This is a genomic window from Vibrio sp. 10N.261.46.E11 (assembly GCF_041472735.1).
Classification (GTDB): domain Bacteria; phylum Pseudomonadota; class Gammaproteobacteria; order Enterobacterales; family Vibrionaceae; genus Vibrio.
In genome coordinates this window covers 1-15548 of the sequence record NZ_JBFRQW010000060.1, presented here as the reverse complement: position 1 = coordinate 15548, position 15548 = coordinate 1, and the positions used below count along the sequence as shown (strand labels likewise).

Annotated in this window: 13 protein-coding genes; 3 read left to right on the top strand and 10 right to left on the bottom strand. The window is 42.7% G+C overall.

All coding sequences use genetic code 11. The annotated features are described in order from the left end of the window. Window positions 1-6: 6 nt before the first annotated feature. The 7 genes from AB4407_RS17730 to ftnA form a co-directional block, all read right to left on the bottom strand. Window positions 7-1560, bottom strand: coding sequence for a TnsD family Tn7-like transposition protein (locus AB4407_RS17730; RefSeq protein ID WP_372121482.1), 1554 nt, complete (start codon window positions 1558-1560; stop codon window positions 7-9). Between the two features lie 31 nt (window positions 1561-1591). Continuing rightward, the gene (locus AB4407_RS17725; RefSeq protein ID WP_372121481.1) at window positions 1592-3016 is read right to left on the bottom strand and encodes an ATP-binding protein; all 1425 of its coding nucleotides are present in this window, start codon (window positions 3014-3016) and stop codon (window positions 1592-1594) included. Beyond that, window positions 3013-5145 (bottom strand): transposase, encoded by a 2133-nt coding sequence (locus AB4407_RS17720; RefSeq protein WP_372121480.1) that lies wholly within the window; start codon window positions 5143-5145, stop codon window positions 3013-3015. Before AB4407_RS17720 ends, AB4407_RS17725 begins: the two co-directional genes overlap by 4 nt. Beyond that, window positions 5132-5959, bottom strand: coding sequence for a TnsA endonuclease N-terminal domain-containing protein (locus AB4407_RS17715; RefSeq protein WP_372121479.1), 828 nt, complete (start codon window positions 5957-5959; stop codon window positions 5132-5134). The genes AB4407_RS17720 and AB4407_RS17715 overlap by 14 nt, the downstream gene beginning before the upstream one ends. A gap of 133 nt (window positions 5960-6092) precedes the next feature. After that, window positions 6093-7286 (bottom strand): NAD(P)/FAD-dependent oxidoreductase, encoded by a 1194-nt coding sequence (locus tag AB4407_RS17710; protein ID WP_372121478.1) that lies wholly within the window; start codon window positions 7284-7286, stop codon window positions 6093-6095. 250 nt (window positions 7287-7536) lie between these two features. After that, complete coding sequence (gene uspB / locus AB4407_RS17705) at window positions 7537-7860, bottom strand: universal stress protein UspB (protein WP_009848060.1); 324 nt, start codon at window positions 7858-7860, stop codon at window positions 7537-7539. A gap of 68 nt (window positions 7861-7928) precedes the next feature. Then, window positions 7929-8456: a non-heme ferritin gene (gene ftnA, locus AB4407_RS17700; RefSeq protein ID WP_004735556.1), complete on the bottom strand. Its 528-nt coding sequence runs from the start codon at window positions 8454-8456 to the stop codon at window positions 7929-7931. 189 nt (window positions 8457-8645) lie between these two features. Between ftnA and uspA the strand changes: the two genes are divergently transcribed. Further along, the gene (gene uspA / locus AB4407_RS17695; RefSeq protein ID WP_009848061.1) at window positions 8646-9080 is read left to right on the top strand and encodes a universal stress protein UspA; all 435 of its coding nucleotides are present in this window, start codon (window positions 8646-8648) and stop codon (window positions 9078-9080) included. Between the two features lie 52 nt (window positions 9081-9132). Next, on the top strand, window positions 9133-10011 hold the full coding sequence (locus AB4407_RS17690) for a carboxylate/amino acid/amine transporter (RefSeq protein ID WP_086050313.1): 879 nt from the start codon (window positions 9133-9135) through the stop codon (window positions 10009-10011). 148 nt (window positions 10012-10159) lie between these two features. Here the strand turns inward: AB4407_RS17690 and AB4407_RS17685 are convergent, their stop codons facing one another. From AB4407_RS17685 to AB4407_RS17675, 3 genes are all read right to left on the bottom strand, one after another. After that, on the bottom strand, window positions 10160-10750 hold the full coding sequence (locus AB4407_RS17685; protein ID WP_372121477.1) for a hypothetical protein: 591 nt from the start codon (window positions 10748-10750) through the stop codon (window positions 10160-10162). A gap of 141 nt (window positions 10751-10891) precedes the next feature. Further along, window positions 10892-11671: a class I SAM-dependent methyltransferase gene (locus AB4407_RS17680; RefSeq protein ID WP_372121476.1), complete on the bottom strand. Its 780-nt coding sequence runs from the start codon at window positions 11669-11671 to the stop codon at window positions 10892-10894. Between the two features lie 120 nt (window positions 11672-11791). Continuing rightward, on the bottom strand, window positions 11792-14899 hold the full coding sequence (locus AB4407_RS17675) for an EAL domain-containing protein (protein ID WP_372121475.1): 3108 nt from the start codon (window positions 14897-14899) through the stop codon (window positions 11792-11794). Window positions 14900-15025: 126 nt separating this feature from the next. Between AB4407_RS17675 and asnC the strand changes: the two genes are divergently transcribed. After that, a complete protein-coding gene (asnC, locus tag AB4407_RS17670; protein WP_009848066.1) occupies window positions 15026-15490 on the top strand; it encodes a transcriptional regulator AsnC in 465 nt (154 codons plus the stop codon). Window positions 15491-15548 lie beyond the last annotated feature (58 nt).

The window sequence follows — 15548 nt, the reverse complement described above, 5'->3', positions numbered from 1 at the left end:
TGTTCATCAATTAATCCGGTTATATTTCATGAGTAACCTTTTTGTTCTAGGCAATTTATCTAGCTTTGATATAAGCCAACCATGCCCACCTAACCGTTTATCCAGTCCAGTTCTAGATAGCTTACCGCTTGAAAAGAGCAACATCTGGTTAATTGTGTCAACAAGCACATTATCTCTTTGATGCCAATCAACCCTGTCAACACGCTGTGTTCGAGTTGCTTCTGGAAGTACGCTTTCGAGCCATTCATGCTCATGGATATACAACCAATAAAATGCGGCTTCATGAGCAATCTTAATTTGTTGCCGATAAGCACTCGGGTTTTCAGCAACAAACCGCATTATTTGACAACGATACCTACGCCGTAACGACTCTACCTTGCATCGTTTTCTCCATTCAACCAACCCTGTAGTCGTAGAGATTATTAGTTCTACACTTCCCGTTGAAATACCATGACGCTTAGCTAAAATATCTCGATGAAAGCCTTTTTGGGCTAACTTAACTACCGAAACTTTTAAAGTTTTAGTGATTGTCTTGGGTTTCAAATTAACAGGAATGTTGTTCTTCAAAGCGATACTTTTCACATAACACCTACTTTTATCAATTTCTCGACTTACTGCTGCCATTGATAATCCAGACTTCAACAAATCACAGCATTGTTCCTCTTTGTTTGTTGGAACTTCCTGAGCGTTCAAGATACTAGATTCAGGCTGACAACGAGATAAATAGAACTCGAACAATAGATGCTTAAATGGATGTTGAGAGTACAGCCCAGAAAGCAGGGATGAAACAAAACGATAGTCTTCTGATGACTTTGGGGGGAAATCAGAATAAGTGGGGAACAACTCTTCTGATAATTCAAATAACTCTTTTACTATCTTTTTCCTTTTGATTCGACCACTTTGTGTTAAACCACCATTGAAATGCAGATTTCGAAGGTAAGTATCAGACCAAACCTCATCGCTTCGTTTCTCACGTTGAATACTTTTTACTTTGTTGAATACAAACAGTGAGAATGCCCTCGCTAGCTCATTACAACTAATAGGTTGTATTCCGGTATCAGGAAGTAAATGACCATTAGCATGGCTACGATCTGAAAGCTCATTGTGAACTAACCAAACACCATGTTTTGGGCACGCCTCAACACCAGGAACCTGGTGAATTAGGTGCCAATAAGCAACACCAAAACTGTATACATCATCTTTAGCGCATAAAGGGCAGTACTTTACAGATAAAGGTTCTTTATCACGAAATGTAGAGAGTTGACTCGCTCTTATGATGTCATTTGAAGCAGCAGTGACCTCCTCAATAACGGTACAGTATTGTGGTAAGTAATAAGCAAATAGAGGGCGGAGAGTTTGACGTGATAAAAGCACCTCTGGCGGTTCATCTGTCAACTGAGCAATGGTACGTATGCTTGATGTTAGGTAAGGATGAATAGAAGCTCTCCCATCACCTACAAGTTGTTGCAAAGCTTGTTCAAGGGTACATTCACAAATAGCAAAATAACGACATATACGGCTGAATAGAGACTCATCAGGTAGTGCTTTAGGCAACCGCATGATGAACCTCCTGTTTAGATAAACCTATTAATTAACTATAGGCGAGTTCTGAGAGTGGGTCGTCAATAACGATTTCTCGGGATCTTAGGTAACGCATAGGGTCCTCTAACCCTGCAGCTTGCTGGAACAGGTCAGGGTCATCAATTCGGCTTTTTAGATCAACTGAGTCAACTAATTCAATAACTTTAGAAGCAAACTCCGGATGCTGTGGCTTAGTGATATCACCGGTTTTGTCGACAGTCTTTATAGTTGGCTTTTCTGTTCTTTGTACGCTGCGTTGCTTACCTTTGGGTAAAGATGTTGCACGTTTCAGAATATTTACTTCGCTGGTTTGTCTTGATAGACCGCATGCCGCAGCATTGCCTGCCTCTAATGCTGCTGGAGTAATTCGCTCATCATCAGCGCCAATAATTAACCGTTGTGCTTCTCGGTAAGTACGGCTCGCCATATCTATATTGCCAACCGAAAGTGTATGAAGTGCATCATTAAGCTCCTCTGTAAGCTCTGTATAAACGTTTGTCCATTGGTAATTCCATAGCTGCTCCACAAAGGCATTCCACGAAGCACTGTCCCGATCCAATACAGACATAGTGTGGTGATAGCCACTTTCAGCGCGGCGGGCCGCCTTAAGTTCTTTAAATAATGATTCATCAAATGGAGGATTTGCTACGAAAAAGAGTGGAACACCTAGTTTATTCATCAATCTGTGTAAAAACCTTAATAAGTTATTTTCTCCACCTGTTCGCTTGAACTTTAGATTCTGCATTTCATCAATAACGAGCATACCAATAAAACTTGATTTCATACTCTGCTCTAACTGGCGAACTAAAGCACCTATTGTTCCTGCTGGCTTAGTTTTTTCCCTATCAAGGGTCAGATCTAATGTCGATAAAATCTCTTCACATAAGTCCCTTACGCTTGAATTACTAGGACAGTCAACTTTTAGCCAAACAACTTGTTTCCTTAGCTCTAATGGTTGACCTTTATATAATTCATGCTCAATAACATTCGGGAAGTAATTTAAAACTTGCTCCACCATTGAAGTTTTACCAACACCACTGTCACCAATCAGAGTAAGTCCGTCACCTTTAGGCCGAAAGAAGCCTGTGCGTGGTTCTATATCAGGCCTTTCATCAACAAGATAATGCAAATACTGTGCTGTGGTTGGGCTTAGCGGGTTCTTTGCGGAATAACCCTTTTTTATAGCTCGCTCTACCGCTCTAAAGCACTCTTCATAGTCAGTTAGTGGCTGCCTAATTTCTTCAATACGATTTAGATATTCATCGCGTACCAGTGGATCTGGGTGATCTGCAATTTCTTCTGAATAGTCAGGATAATTGCTAAAAATCTCCATGACACTTTCCCAGGTTTTCTTAGCTGGAAGCGCTTCTATAAGAGGGTTATCTTGATGCTCAGGCAGAATTGCATCTTGATATGTAGCAGGTTCAATTCTCATGACTCACCTCCACTAGTTCTTCTTTTCCTTCCTTTTGGCAACGGAATAACTTTGTTACCAGTAGATAAGGGAGCAGACACTTTATTAGTGGTTGAAGGCTCAGGGGTGGATGCCATCATATTTGTGGTTGCTTCTAGTTCTTCTTTTCGGCGTTGACGAGTATTAGCAGTATTATCCCTAAAAGAGACCTTCTCTATATCTTTGCTTCTTTTCTTCGCTTGTCGGGTTACTTCTTGGCGATGCTTATGATCATCAATTGAAGTCGTTGATATTGGTGTTAGTTCTTTCTTGGTATCGAGCCAGTCCTGAATGAAGTTAGATTCATACATAGACTTATCACCCAACATTCGACTTCGAGGTAGCAGGTTACACCTAATGAACTCTCGATTTTTATCTAAGCGAACATAGATGTAATTCGTTGTATTTTCATCAATACGCGCCTCTAGTCTCCAGCGCCCTGATGACCTAGCGACAGATGCCAAATTAAGTTCTTCAACTTCTGAACACGAGTAATACATACCATTAAAATATATTCCGCTTCGAGTCATACTGACTTCTGCTGAAGGCAACAACCTAGCTATAACTTCATCACCATTAGCTGATTGAAGTTCATGACGATGCTTTGCGATATGTATTTTCCAATAGTTAAGAGGTGTCGGAGATAGGTCATTCTCGATAAGCAAAGGGCTAGAAAAAGCTAAACCATCAAGAATCGAACGATTATGCTCTAATACCGCTTTTATTATTTCAGCGGTAACTTCCTTAAGCGTATAGATCGCGTCTTTTCGTGGGTCTCGACTCCCTCGTATAACCTGTCCACCTCTCGTTGTACCCAGTAACTCATGAAGTACTTCTTTATTGAGAATATCAAAGCGCTTCTCTACCACACCTTTACAGTCTGGCCTATATGGTGGAGTAAACGATAGTTTCGTCATTGGCGTCAGTGCTTTATTGGGATGCACCCCTATCATTTCACCATTGTCACAAACCAGCTCATTGGGGATGTGGGCACAAGGCCATTCTGAATCTTCAATATCAACGCCAAAGCTTTTACTGTAAGTCGATTTAGGTAAGAAACTATTCGTCAATGCCTGACGAGCTGCTCGCCATGAAGCATGATAGAGCGATACATGCATACCAACTATCATTCGACTCGCTCTGTCTGCAACGATATAAATCGTCGGACGCCCTAAAACATACTGAGACCCAAGCTCAGATACGATATGCACATCAGCAACTGTTGCATCAATTTCAAAGTGAGCTCCAGGTAAGTAACTTCGATCAGTTATACTGCCTAGCGCCGCTCTTTTATTTCTGAGGTAATCGTTCTCTGAGGTTCGTTGTTTGACTATTTGTTCTTTACTGAATAGCTTTGTTCGCCAGTAACTAAACTGCTTTGGGGTTGGGACTAAAGGAGGTCTACCACAGGCCTCAGCCAAATTTATCTCTTTTGAATAGCTATCTTTGAGTAAATTGTCATAGGTTTTTGCTAGTGTCAGACCTGACTCTCTAAGGTAGTACTTTTTTAACGCTTTTCTGAATTTAATTTTGTCATCATCATTCACGATATACTTAGCCACTCTATCGACAGCTAGAGTTCTTGGTTGTTTTGGTGCTCCCAATGGTTTCGTTGTTGGAATTCGCTCTAGCCCAGAACCTCCACTGTTCGAAAATGCGGGTAGCAGAGCCATTTTGTCCTGTCCATTTCGCCAATATTGAGAAAGTAGTCGGGCTAAAGACTTACGGTCAACATTAACTTGTTTCGCATATTCAGCAAGCAGAGGTGAGCGCTTCTTAGTGGCATAATCAAAAATAAAAGTACTATCTGATATAACACCTTTGATTAAGTTATAATTCTTGTCTCTACGGCCAATGTGCTCATCTGGGATGTTTTCTTCATCAACCAATAGATAAGCTGGCAATTCATACTGAGCTTGTTTAGCTTTACGGCTAGAAACGAGCTCAATGAAACCTTCTAGAGAAACTGCTATAGGTCTTACCGTTGTAACCTCTAGCGAGTATAAAATGACAGACTCAACAACTTGCATGATATCCAGCAAACGATAAAGCCCATCTTCAAGCAGATCCGAATTATTCACTCTCCAAACACTATTTCTAGGAAGCTCCATATAGAATACCGCCTTGCTGTTCAGTCACATACGTTACGTCAATAAGCCCTGATTCAACCATATTTGTAGAAAGATCCACTTCAATGTATCTATCAGCGATTAGGAAACGAATTAGTAATAGAGCATCTTCATGAGTAGTGACATTCAATGAGATTAGTTGATTACAAAGGTCTTCAATAAAGTACTGCCGAACGGTTAAGATAGAGAGCGCACAATTAACATGCTCGGATGAAAACCCCACAGGGTTCTTACGGAAAGGTGAGGTAGCCCATTGAAGGTTGCTGCTTTGGACTCTCGTTAATTCATTCCCAGTAAAGTAACTGAATTTAACCCCAAGCAACTCCCAACAAACCCTCTCGATGTCATTTTTTCCCAGTACACGTAGATCACTAGAATCCTCTTCTGATTTAGCAGAAACAGCGCGATATATAATACCTTGAGGAGAGTCTATCGTGAGCAACTGATCCGTTGTCATGATAATAGGTTCTTTCGTATGAGGGTGGGTAGGGTGTTTAACCCCAAGGATTTTAGCAACTTTCTGCGTAAAATTTAGAGGGAAGATAGGAAATTGTTCTCTGATATCAACTACACAGTTCGAAAACTCAGCAAGATAAAAGTGCTCACTTTCTATTGAGGACATCATATGGTGGTCTCTTTGAGATTTCCTACCATAAATCAGTGAGCGTATACCTTTAGATTTTACATCCTGAATCCTAAGCCAAGGTTTATAGTTAGCGCCTTGGCCTATACCGTATTTGTTCTTTAAGTGCCGTTGATAATCATCCAACGACTCGATTTTTCGGCCACGTCCCATGCTACATCCAATAAAGTTCGCCTAAACTAATCATAGTAAGCAGAGCCACTACGGGCAAACTTTATTGTATCAAAATGCTCTTGCGGGCAAACTTTAGTGCTTACGGGCGAACTTTATTGTTTCTACACAAAACTTAAACCCACTGGCCTGCAGCAAAGCCAGAACTCCAGCACCATTGGAAGTTATAACCTCCAAGCCAGCCTGTTACGTCCATCACTTCACCGATGAAGTAGAGGCCAGAGACGCTCTTACATTCCATAGTTTTTGAAGATAGGTGATTGGTGTCCACGCCGCCTAGAGTTACTTCGGCCGTTCGGTAGCCTTCGGTACCGTTTGGCGCGATTTTCCAATTTTCTAAGTGCTCTACGATGTCATTCAGCTGTTTTTCATTGAACTGCTTGAGCGGCTTGTCTTCCATCTCTTTACGATCAATCAACACTTCCACAAAACGCTTTGGTAGTGCTTTCGCCAAGGTATTTTTCAGGCTCTGGTTTGGGTGCTTCTCGCGAGAATTCGCCAGCAACTCAGCTACATCGACTTCAGGTACTAGATTAATCGAAACCGACTGACCCGCTTTCCAGAACGAAGAAATTTGCAGAACTGAAGGACCCGATAGGCCGCGGTGGGTAAAGAGCAACGCTTCTTTGAACAAGGTTCCGTCTTGCGCGGTGATCTCGGCAGGAATTGCGATGCCAGAAAGCTCAGCGAAAGCTTCTTTATCTTCTTTATGCAGAGTGAATGGCACCAAGCCTGCGGTAGTTGGCATCACAGACAAACCAAATTGCTCGGCAATCTTGTAGCCAAATGGCGTTGCGCCCAGCTTAGGCATTGATAAACCACCGGTCGCTACAACGAGTGAGTCACACTCAACTTCGTCGGTATTGAGGTGCATCTTGAAGCCAGAATCGGTCTTTTCGATGGAGTGAACATCACAACGGTAGCGTTGTTCGACTTTCGCTTGCTTACACTCGTCAAGCAGCATGCTCACGATGTCTTTTGCTGTGTGGTCATTCACACAGAACAACTGACCGTGATCGCGCTCTTCGAACTCAATGCCGTACTTGCTCACCATCGAGATAAAATCCCAGTTGGTGTATTGAGATAAAGCTGACTTCACGAAGTGAGGGTTGTTACACAGGAAATTGTTGGCTGAAACATCATAGTTAGTAAAGTTACAACGACCGCCGCCTGAGATTAAAATTTTTCTGCCCGGTTTCTTTGCATGATCAACCACCAGCACTCGTCGGCCGCGTTTGCCCGCTTCCGCAGCACACATTAAGCCCGCGGCGCCCGCACCAATTACGATTACATCAAATTTTTCACTCATGTGGTTCTGCTTTTCTTCACTTGTGCAGCCCGAGTACGCCCTGTTCTCGAAATGCCATCAATAAAAAAGGATGTGCATAAACAGCACATCCTTACTAATTGCTCGCTATTTTAGCGGCAATTTTAAACTTTGCAATTGATGTTCAATTGTACGATTTGCAGACAGCAGCAAGCCACTGTTTGGCTTGGCGAACCAACAACCGAAGCTTTACACCAAAAATCTAAGCTCTACTTCAATCGTAGTAAATGACTTAGACGATGAAAGAAGACAGCAAGGTTACACCTAACAGAGCAGAAGAGAGTATGAATAACTGCCTTACACGATCGCACTTCGACGTAAAAACTTCGTCGTGATGGTGGTGATACTCTTTGCTTTTGATGTAACTAAACAGACGAACCTGTTTGGTCATATTGCCATGGGTTGTGAAAAAACCGCCTCCATCTACTTGTTGATATAGTAGAGGGTGTGCTTCTCGCATAATATAAATGAGTGTTCTTAGCGCAGTAAAATAACGCGCCCAGTTCACACAAGTCACAACCATTAGTGCAAATAGAATAGTGTCGCCGCTGATCATCCTTTCCTCCTTACATCTTCATAAGAAAACTCAAAAGAAAAAGATAATCAGTGTCTTTCTCGTACTACCTAAACGGCAGGAGCTTCCATAATTGAAGATGAACCATCTTTTGCCAATTGCGCTAGGTCTTTATCAATAAAGAACAATGCTTTACCGTCTTCACCAACAAGCTCTAGCTTATCCAATACACCTTTAAACAACTTCTCTTCTTCGTGTTGCTCTGCAACGTACCATTGCAGGAAGTTAAAGGTTGAGTAATCTTGTGTGCTGAAAGCAACGTGAGCCAGTTTGTTGATCTTTTGAGTAATCATTTGCTCATGTTCGTAAGTTTCACGGAACACAGCCCCAAGGCTATCAAATTCATGTTTTGGCGCTTCAATCGCACCTAAAATTGGCATTGCACCTGTCTCACTTACGTAAGTAAAAAGACGCTGCATGTGTTCCATTTCTTCTACTGCATGAACACGCAGAAACTCTGCTGCACCTTCAAATCCTTTGTCTTCACACCAAGCACTCATTTGTAAGTATAGGTTGGATGAGAAAAATTCTAGATTAATTTGATCGTTCAGTTGCTCTACCATAGTTTTTGATAGCATTTAAGACTCCTAATTACATCTTCAGTTTTCTCTACTATATCACTATTTTATGAATATCTCGCAGGCCATTAGTTAACCAATATTTCGTGCAAACATTACGCAAGACAGTGGATATGAGATCACTTCAGCAAAAAAAGGCATTGCATAGTGCTAGTCTTTAGTTAGGCAATGAATAGAAGAGGTAGCGATATGAGTTACAAACATATTTTGGTCGCAGTCGATTTATCAGATGACAGCAAATTACTTGTGGATAAAGCGGTAGCATTGGCTAAGCCATTGGAAGCCAAAGTCTCTTTTATCCATATCGATATTAATTATGCAGAGCTCTATACAGGCCTTATTGATATCAACATGGCAGAAACCCAGCACAACGCGATGGAAGCATCTCGAGTTCAGCTACAAAATTTTGCAGAACACGCTCAATACCCTATTACCCACACCTTAGTGGGCAGCGGCGATCTGAGTCATGAACTGTGTGACACCATCAATGAATTCAATGTTGATTTAGTGGTTTGTGGGCACCATCAAGATTTTTGGAGCAAGTTGCTCTCTTCAACACGACAACTGATCAATGCCTCGCCGGTTGATATGCTGGTCGTGCCTCTAAGAGATTCAGAAGACTAATGAATTAAGGTTAGGTAACATACAGCTCATATCTTATTAACGAAGTTTTTATATGAGCTATTTAGCTAGTGTTACCCTCTTATGGGCCTTCTCTTTTAGCCTGATCGGCGTTTACCTTGCTGGTCAGGTTGATTCTTGGTTCTCTGTATTAATGCGTGTTGCCCTTGCTGGCATTGTATTTCTTCCTTTCCTGAAGTTTCGAGGTATCTCGCGTAAGCTGATCGCTAAGTTGATGGCGATTGGTGGTATCCAGCTTGGGCTGATGTACTGCTTCTATTACCAGTCTTTCTTGCTGCTATCCGTTCCTGAAGTCCTTCTGTTTACCGTTTTTACCCCAATTTACGTCACGCTTATTTATGACTTCCTCAAAGGACAATTCTCTCCGTGGTATTTAGTGACAGCGGCGATTGCTGTATTGGGCGCTGTATTCATTAAATTCGCGGGTATCAACGAAAACTTTTTAGTCGGTTTCCTCGTAGTCCAAGGTGCGAACCTGTGCTTTGCTATCGGCCAAGTTGCTTACAAAGTAGTGATGGAGAAGGAATCGACCGAGTTACCTCAGCGCACAGTATTTGGTTACTTCTATTTGGGTGCGTTATGCGTCGCTTCGGTTGCTTTCATACTCTTAGGTAACCCTGAGAAGCTGCCAACAACCACGCTTCAATGGGGCATCCTGATTTACCTTGGCTTGATTGCTTCGGGGCTAGGTTACTTTATGTGGAATAAAGGTGCATGCATGGTGAATGCGGGTGCACTGGCCGTAATGAACAACGCCTTAGTTCCAGCCGGCCTTGTGGTGAACATCCTGATTTGGAACAGAGACGTCGATTTAGTTCGATTAGCTATTGGCGGCGCGGTTATTTTGTTCTCTCTGTTCGTCAACGAAACATGGGTGAAAAAGCGTGTTGCGAGATCCACAAGCAACGCCTAACCGCTTTCACTGAGCTAAGTGAAATAAACTAAGCTAAATGAACAGAGCTAAATGAATTGGCTCGGATAACCCCAAAAAGCAAAAGAGCGACCTTATAAGGTCGCTCTTTTTAAATCATCGTTGTAGCGATAAGCTGTTTGTATCTGTTTCAGTGAATGTGACTGTGGCTCACTACCTGAGTCTTGGTTTCAGTGAAGGCTACATCATCCAGTTGTAGGTTAATACGTTCAAGATCACTTTCAAGTTTTTGACTTTTCTTAAACAGCTTTTGCTGCTTCTTAATCATCTTCGCGAGTTTTTTGTTGTACTTCTCTTGTTTCTTGGCCGCTTTCTTCGCTCGCTTGAGCTCGGCTTTCTCATCACCACTCGCATTAGCGATTCGTTTTTTCAGTTTGGCTTTTTTCTGTGATGCTTTTTTATCTACAACATCAGCGGCAATATCAGCAACGGCTGGATCGAACATTTGAACAACAGGTTCAAGGGTCTCGTTGATTTCAGCAAGTGATAGCTCGGGTGCAGGTAATGTTTCCGCTAACAGGCCGCATGCGGCTTTTTCTTCAACGGGTTTATTTTGACAGCCAAGAGGTGGAATTGCGGTTGGTTTGCATAGGTTCGCTTGATCCGCCGAAGAACGCGCACAAGAACGACACACAAACTTAGGTTCAGTAACCAAGCTATGGATCTCTCCTAGGTGTTCGGTGATATCTCGACGGTTTAACTTACAAAAGCGTTTAGCCATGCTACAACTCCAGCTAAGAATAATAATGATTCTTAGTTAGATATACATCCGTAACGCGACTATCGCAAGTGTTAAATGGTGATTTATCGTATTTATGACAGGAAATTTTCTTAGTGTGTAGCTAAGTTATTGATGCTTAAGCTAAGTCATTGATGCTTTCACATAGACGTCAAAACGGTTCTTTTTAGTTTCGATTGCCATGCTCGGTTTTTGCTCGTCTAACCATGCTGCGTAATCCGGTCTTTTGACCACTACGCGCTTCGTTGCCAGCTTCATCGCAGGCTCAAACAAGCCATCGGCATCCAGATCGGCGCCAACCAAAGATTGGAATACTCGCATCTCTTTCTTAACCAAAGCCGACTTCTTTTTGTTCTCTGGGTGTGGGTACATAGGATCGAGATACACCACGTCTGGCTGTTCGAAGTCAGGATCGTTGCTCAGCTTATCCAACGCGTCATGACTGGATGCGTGAATCAACTTCATACGTTCGCTCACCCAACCGCCGATGTCTGGGTCTTTTTGTGCTCTCTGCAGACCGTCATCCAATAATGCAGCCACAACTGGATGTCGCTCTACCATCTGTACTTTACAGCCCAACGAAGCCAGCACAAACGCGTCACGCCCTAAGCCTGCAGTACCATCAAGAATAGTTGGCGTTGCGCCTTTGTTTAGACCTGCCGCCTTAGCAATTGCCTGACCTTTACCACCACCAAACTTACGTCTGTGACCGACTGCGCCTCCGACTAAATCAACAAAAATAGCGCCAAGCTTAGGTTCATCGACTTTACGTAGCTCAAGTCGCTCACGAGTCAGTACCAAAGCAAAATCACTGCTTTCATCATGAGATAAGTTCCAGCGGGTCGCTAAGTCATTCAAATGATCGATTTGGGTAGCATCTTCGCAAATCAGTTGTAGTTGCAAGGTCGTCTCCAACAGACAGTAGTATTCAAAACAAAAGAGGCAACCAGTTTACCTGATTGCCTCAACAATACATATTAGCGGTGAAAAGTATTCACAGCTCAGTCTTCTTACCTAAACCAATTACTCTATCTCTCGTTCTTGCCTTAACTCTTCAACAAGCTCGGCCAGTGGCTTCGGTCGGCCAATAACATAGCCCTGAGCGTAGTTAACACCGAGTTCAATCAACTTATCGAGAACCTGAGTATTTTCAACAAACTCAGCTACCGTGTGCTTACCCATCTGCTTCGCTAAATCATTGATCGAACGAACCATCACATAGTCCATCTCGTTAACATCAATATCACGCACAAACAGGCCATCAATTTTCACAATATCAACGGGCAATGCCTTCAGATATCCGAATGACGATAAGCCTGAACCAAAATCATCCAGAGCAATCAAACAGCCGAGCTCTTTAATTCGAGTAAAGAACTTGATTGCCTGCTTCATATTACTCATGGCGGCCGTTTCAGTGATCTCTAAACAAATCTTATGGCAAGGCACTGATGAGTTCGCCAAACTTTCAATCAAGAATTCTACAAACTCTCGGTTACCCATCGAGTGACCAGAAAGGTTTATCGAACACATCCCCAAATCATCAACGAGATGCGGGCGTTGCTCCAACCAATTCAACGTCTGACTGACGACTTGGCGATCAATCAAATGCGCGATGTTATAGCGCTCGGAGGCTGGCATGAAGATCCCCGGTGAAATGTACTCACCTTGGACGTTCTTGATCCGCACCAGTATCTCAAAGTGCATTTTGTTGCTATTTTCCTCTAGACCAAGAATACGTTGGGCAAATAACTCCAAGCGATCATTGGCTAAGGCTTCGTGTACCAAGTTAACGCATTCCATTTCTAAATGGCGACGGCGCAGATCTTCATCATCTAGATGATAAAGGTGATAACGATTTCGCCCTTCCTCTTTAGCGGCATGGCAAGCGGCATCCGCCTGTGCATGCACCATTTGTGATGAAGCGGCAGTATGGTCAATCAATCGAATTCCGATAGAACAAGTAAGATTGAGGTGAATATCACCCCATAAGAATGGATTCTCACTCATCATCGATATAATACTGTGACAGACATTGACAGCATCTCGCTCAGTACAGTCTTTGATGAGTACCGCAAACTCGTCTCCCCCCATCCGAGCTAACACAGCATTGTAAGGAAGCACATCTTCTATCAGATTAGCGCTAAATAAGATCGCGGCATCACCCGCTTCATGCCCAGCAGTATCATTCAGTACCTTCAATTGGTCTAAATCTAAGAACAACATCGCATGAGTTCTCATATGACTCTCAACCTCTTTCAGCGCCTTTTGTAGCTCTTGCTCAAAGTGGTTGCGGTTGAAAGTGTCTGTAAGCAGGTCATAACGCGCTTGGTATTCTAACTTTTCAGAAAGTTCGCGGGTTTCAGTAATATCCTCTCCCACAATCAACAGCTGACCCGAGTCGACCAATGGACGAATATTTTCACGAATCCAGATCGTTCTACCGTCCGCATGACGATACTCGATATCACGACGCCACACGCCGCGAATTTTGTGCTGTGGTTGCAACAAGATATGACGAGGAATCATCGCGTTCTCATCCACATAAAATTCTCTAGGGCGATGCCCTAACAGCTGATCAAGTGGATAACCTAGTAGCTCTTCAGCAAACTGGTTCACTTGTTGAATACGATTGTTGACATCCAGTGTAATCATCATCACCGGTTGCTTGTCGTAATACAGTTTGAGATTAGCTTCACGTTGGAACAACTTGTTCTCAGCAAGCTTTCTCGAGGTAACATCACGAGCTTCAAATAAGAACTGAATGGTTTCCTCTTCACTGATCGGCATCGGCTTCAAAGAGATATCTAGCACCATTCCACCACGATCACGGCACCATACCTCAGCCTCAAATCGTAGGGTTGGATAATCATTTCTTTCAGCAAAATACTCCTTTAGCACTTCGCCCGCGGCATCATCCCAATATTCTTGGAGAGGTGTTCCCAATTTATAACCTTGATTATAAAGAAGCTCATGCAGCTTACTGTTGCTCGACAGCAGTACACCGTCTTTATCAAGAATACCCATGTACTGTAGACTTTGATCGAATATTGACTCCAGTAACAGCTGGCTTTGTCGGCTAGCACGTTCACTTTTCTTAAGGCGGTTGAGGTAGTAAACCAAGGTCGCAATAACACACGACATAACCAGAAACAGCAAACCTATTGTTCGAATTTCATCGTGATAACGCACCAAGAATGACTGAGGCTTGTTGAGAAAAGTAATTGAAGCTTCATTCTCAGTTCCCAGCCCCCAGCGTGACATCTGTTGGTAGTCGAGTTTAATTTCCGATGCGCCAGGAGCGACTAAAGGCAGAGGTTCATTTGGGTTTGCTAATACCTTTAGTAAAACACGTCCCGTATCTCGACCTTGCGTTTCACCACTTTGAATCACACCGCCTATCGCCCCAAACCCTAGCCCCAAATCGTGCACCATATACAGTGGCATTTGGGTTTTAATGTTCAATTGTCGCCAGTCTTCAACGCTACTCACGTTACCTTTAGCATCGCGATAATAGGCCCAAAAGAGTAAGCTCTGATCTAGATCGGTTCGCTGAGAAAACGCAATTAACTCTTGGTAAGAATCAGGAACATAGTGCTCCACCAAATTAGAAAAGTTGGGGTGAGCCTCAATAGAACGATCGATTTGTGAGCGGATAGCCTCACCCGTTACGGAATGGTCGGTAACAATGTATATCTTCTTTACGTTTGTTTGAAGGCGCTTAATTAGCTCAATATTACCCAGCAAATCAATATCTTCAGTAATGCCTGTCGCGTTCAAACCTTCAATCATTTCAGGGGAGAAATTGTTGATGCCACCAAAGATTACTGGCGTATCTTTGAGATCGGGCGCAAGGCGCTTCATTAAATTAAGGGCGTTATTGTCACTCACTACAACCGCTGCAAATTCTTCATGCATCAACTTGGTGTGATAAAGCTGATAAACGCGCTCTAAATATTCTGGATTTTGAGTACGTTTACTATCTAAATAAACAACTCGATACGATAACCCATCGCGGTCCAGCTCTTCTGATAATCCTTTATGGAAATCATCAGTCCAGAAAAAACCTTGATGATAAGAGTGAATAACCAACACATCTTTTGTTTGAGCTGAAACGAAAACACTCCAACACATAACTATCAAAAACAACGAAAATCGCACTGAATTCACCCTAACACTATAGTTGCTGCTAATATTATCACCCTTGGCTATGATGTGTACTAAAGCCGGTATGTTTTTTATTCACCCTAAGGATTATGCATGTCCACAACTACAGCTCGTCTGGATGATCTAGACCGTGCCATTCTCAAAACCTTGATGGAAGATGCGCGCACACCTTATGCTGAAATGGCAAAGAAATTTGATGTCAGCCCCGCGACGATTCACGTTCGTATCGAAAAAATGAGATCGGCAGACATCATTGAACGAACCGAGGTTGTGGTAAACACCAAGAAGCTTGGTTACGACGTGTGTTGTTTTATTGGTATCAACCTCAATGCAGCCCGTGATTACCATTCAGCCATTGCCAAGCTTAATGCATTAGATGAAGTGGTTGAGGCTTACTACACCACTGGCGCCTACAACATTTTCGTTAAACTGATGTGTAAATCAATCGAAGAGTTGCAGTTCGTACTGATTGATAAATTGCAGGCGATTGACGAGGTTCAATCAACTGAGACATTGATTTCATTGCAGAACCCTATCAACCGCAATGTAAATCCATAGTCATTTGATAAATCGATACAAAAAGAGCCTCACAAGGAGTAATGCCGATCAGTTAGAA

Coding starts and splice junctions, on each gene's coding strand:
- AB4407_RS17730 (WP_372121482.1), bottom strand. CDS start 1,560: ATGCGGTTGCCTAAAGCACTACCTGATGAGTCTCTATTCAGCCGTATA.
- AB4407_RS17725 (WP_372121481.1), bottom strand. CDS start 3,016: ATGAGAATTGAACCTGCTACATATCAAGATGCAATTCTGCCTGAGCAT.
- AB4407_RS17720 (WP_372121480.1), bottom strand. CDS start 5,145: ATGGAGCTTCCTAGAAATAGTGTTTGGAGAGTGAATAATTCGGATCTG.
- AB4407_RS17715 (WP_372121479.1), bottom strand. CDS start 5,959: ATGGGACGTGGCCGAAAAATCGAGTCGTTGGATGATTATCAACGGCAC.
- AB4407_RS17710 (WP_372121478.1), bottom strand. CDS start 7,286: ATGAGTGAAAAATTTGATGTAATCGTAATTGGTGCGGGCGCCGCGGGC.
- uspB (WP_009848060.1), bottom strand. CDS start 7,860: ATGATCAGCGGCGACACTATTCTATTTGCACTAATGGTTGTGACTTGT.
- ftnA (WP_004735556.1), bottom strand. CDS start 8,456: ATGCTATCAAAAACTATGGTAGAGCAACTGAACGATCAAATTAATCTA.
- uspA (WP_009848061.1), top strand. CDS start 8,646: ATGAGTTACAAACATATTTTGGTCGCAGTCGATTTATCAGATGACAGC.
- AB4407_RS17690 (WP_086050313.1), top strand. CDS start 9,133: ATGAGCTATTTAGCTAGTGTTACCCTCTTATGGGCCTTCTCTTTTAGC.
- AB4407_RS17685 (WP_372121477.1), bottom strand. CDS start 10,750: ATGGCTAAACGCTTTTGTAAGTTAAACCGTCGAGATATCACCGAACAC.
- AB4407_RS17675 (WP_372121475.1), bottom strand. CDS start 14,899: ATGTGTTGGAGTGTTTTCGTTTCAGCTCAAACAAAAGATGTGTTGGTT.
- asnC (WP_009848066.1), top strand. CDS start 15,026: ATGTCCACAACTACAGCTCGTCTGGATGATCTAGACCGTGCCATTCTC.